The organism is Pseudomonas sp. CM25 (assembly GCF_013179705.1).
GTDB lineage: Bacteria > Pseudomonadota > Gammaproteobacteria > Pseudomonadales > Pseudomonadaceae > Aquipseudomonas.
Genome location: NZ_JABMCW010000529.1, coordinates 1 through 2618 on the forward strand (window position 1 = coordinate 1; position 2618 = coordinate 2618).

3 protein-coding genes and 1 pseudogene are annotated in these 2618 nt (G+C 63.7%); 1 reads left to right on the forward strand and 3 read right to left on the reverse strand.

What is annotated here, in order from left to right; genetic code table 11:
- A pseudogene (locus tag HP546_RS28975) lies at positions 1-260 on the reverse strand (tonB-system energizer ExbB); the annotation flags it as partial.
- Between the two features lie 190 nt (positions 261-450).
- Between HP546_RS28975 and HP546_RS28980 the strand changes: the two are divergent.
- Entirely contained in the window at positions 451-1308 is an 858-nt protein-coding gene (locus tag HP546_RS28980; RefSeq protein WP_172232926.1) for an NAD-dependent epimerase/dehydratase family protein, read from the forward strand.
- A gap of 131 nt (positions 1309-1439) precedes the next feature.
- Here HP546_RS28980 and HP546_RS28985 read toward each other — a convergent pair whose 3' ends face one another.
- Positions 1440-2171, reverse strand: coding sequence for a hypothetical protein (locus HP546_RS28985; RefSeq protein WP_172232929.1), 732 nt, complete (start codon positions 2169-2171; stop codon positions 1440-1442).
- A 59-nt stretch (positions 2172-2230) separates the two neighbouring features.
- Entirely contained in the window at positions 2231-2611 is a 381-nt protein-coding gene (locus tag HP546_RS28990) for a RidA family protein (RefSeq protein WP_016489827.1), read from the reverse strand.
- Positions 2612-2618: the final 7 nt, after the last annotated feature.

Genomic DNA, 2618 nt, shown 5'->3' on the forward strand with positions numbered 1-2618 from the left:
ACCAGGGCTTCAACGCTCGGGTCCACTGCAGCTGGCGCATCAGCCGGTTTGACAGAGGCGTCGCCAGCTGGCGCCTGGGTATCGGCAGCCGGTGCCGCTGCAGGTGCAGCTGGGGCAGAGGCGGCGGCAGGGGTGGTGCTGTTGGCGGTTGGCTCATCGGCCATGGCTACCGGGGCCAGCACCAGGCTGAGGGTCAGCGCGGCGATGGCGCGCCAGGCGCGCGACGGGGTTGGCGAAGCGGAAGGTTGAATACGTGTCATGCTGGCCGGACCTGATGAAGAAAAAAGTGAACGTTCTCCAAGGCCTCGAGATTGGCCGAGAACAAATTGGCGGCCATTATTGCAAGTAATTCTTGTTAACAAAAGTAATCTTGTTGCTTTTTTCGCCTATGGTCTAGCCGCCCATCGTGTAGCGTGGCTGGGCTGATCAACTGGTCTAGGGAGTTTAGAGATGTCAGACCTTTCCGTAATGGTGGTGGGATGTGGTGATGTAGGTGGGCGTCTTGCCCGGCAATTGCTGGCCCGCGGCTGGCAGGTAAGCGGCCTGCGTCGCGCGGTCGCGCAGCTGCCCGCAGGTGTCGTGCCGGTTGCCGCAGACCTTGCCGACGCATCGATTCCGCCAGCCTGGCCGCAGCGCGCGCCGGACTACCTGGTGTATTGCGTGGCGGCCAGCCAGCACGACGAGGCGGGTTACCAGGCGGCCTATGTCGACGGCCTGCGCCATGTGCTGGCCTGGCTGGCCGAACGTGGCCAGCGCCCGCGTCGCCTGCTGTTCGTTTCCAGCAGCAGCGTGTATGCGCAAAAAGACGGGGAATGGATCGAGGAAAGCGCGGCCACCGAGCCTGAAGGCTATTCCGGGCGGGTTATGCTTGAGGCCGAGCAGCTGGCGCTGGCCAGCGGTATGCCGGCGAGCGTGGTGCGCCTGACCGGCATCTATGGCCCCGGCCGTGAGTGGCTGCTGAGCCAGGTGCGCCAAGGCTACCGCGTGGCCGATGAGCCGCCCCTCTATGGCAACCGCATCCATGCCGAGGATGCCGCCAGCCTGCTGGCGTTCCTGCTGCAGGCCGACGCCGACGGCAAGGTGTTGGACGACTATTACATCGGTGTCGACGACGACTCGGCGCCGCTGGCCGATGTAGTGGCCTGGCTGCGTGGGTATATGGGGGTCACAGAGTGGTCCGATGAGCAGCGGGTGCGGCGTACCGGCAGCAAGCGCTGCAGCAACGCCCGCGCGCGGGCATTGGGCTGGGCGCCGGTGTATCCGAGTTACAAGGAAGGCTATGCGGCGATCCTGAAAGGCGTGCGCTGAGACTGCCGGCCTCTTCGCGGGTGAACCCGCTCCCACAGGAACTGCACCGCCGGTGAGCGCGGTGCTATCCCTGTGGGAGCGGGTTCACCCGCGAAGAGGCCGATAAGGTCCACGCGCGAGTTCAGTCGCTTTCAGTCCTTCTCCAGCACCCACTGACGCGAACCCGCCGCCAGTTGCGGCATTTCATCCGACTGCGCACGGTTCACTGCCTGGAATATCTCCAGCTTGTCGCCATCGCGCTTGATGATGAACGGCGCACCACGCTGGTTGCGCTCCAGCCACAGGCTGTCGTTGCTGCCACCCATGGTCGCGCAATCGCCGGCCAGGCACAGGGCGAAGCGGTCCGGGCCTGGCAGGCCGGTCACGCTACCGGTATCGCCGAAGCGCACTTTCGCGCCTTGACCCTGGCCTTCGAGAATTTTCCATTCCCCACCCAGGTAAGCCTGGTACAGCGCTTTTTCAAAGCTGCTGCCCAATGGCGCGTTGCCCGCGACGGGGTTCGTCACGCGGACGAATGCCTGTTTGCTGCCGCTCTGGTCGCTGGTCAGCAGTTCGTCACCATCGAGCTCCAGCTGCTCGGTCTGGCCACCAAGGAAAGTGGCCTGCAGCTGTTTTTCAACCGCGCTCAGCTGGCCGTCGGCAGCCTCGAAACCATTGCTGAAGCTGGCCTGGTGGTTGGCGACGTCGAGCTTCCATTCGAATACCGGGCCATGCTGGTTCAGGGCCTGGCGCAGGCTGTTGCCTTTGACGGCGGCTTTGATGGCGTCCTGGTTGATCCAGGTGCCGTTGAAATCTTCAGGTTTGTGGCTGGCGCAGCCGCCCAGTAGCAGGGCTGCCAGCGCGAGGGGCAGTGCTTGACGCATGACGGGGAAACCTTGCAGAGAAGGGAGGGTGACGGGCAGGGCGCCCGTCACCCGAGGCATCATTCGATGACCAGGATGGCGTCCATTTCGACCTGGGCGCCTTTTGGCAGTGCGGCAACGCCGATGGCGGCGCGGGCCGGGTACGGCTGCTCGAAGTAGCGGCCCATCACCTCGTTGACCTTGGCAAAGTGGCTCAGGTCGGTAAGGAAGATGTTCAGCTTGACGATGTCCTTGAACGAACCGCCTGCAGCTTCAGCCACGGACTTGAGGTTCTCGAACACTTGCACGGTCTGGGCTTCGAAGCCTTCGACCAGTTCCATGGTCTTTGGGTCCAGCGGGATCTGGCCCGACATGTATACGGTGTTGCCGGCCTTGATCGCTTGCGAGTAGGTGCCGATAGCGGCAGGGGCTTTGTCGCTGGTAATGACGGTCTTGCTCATGATGACT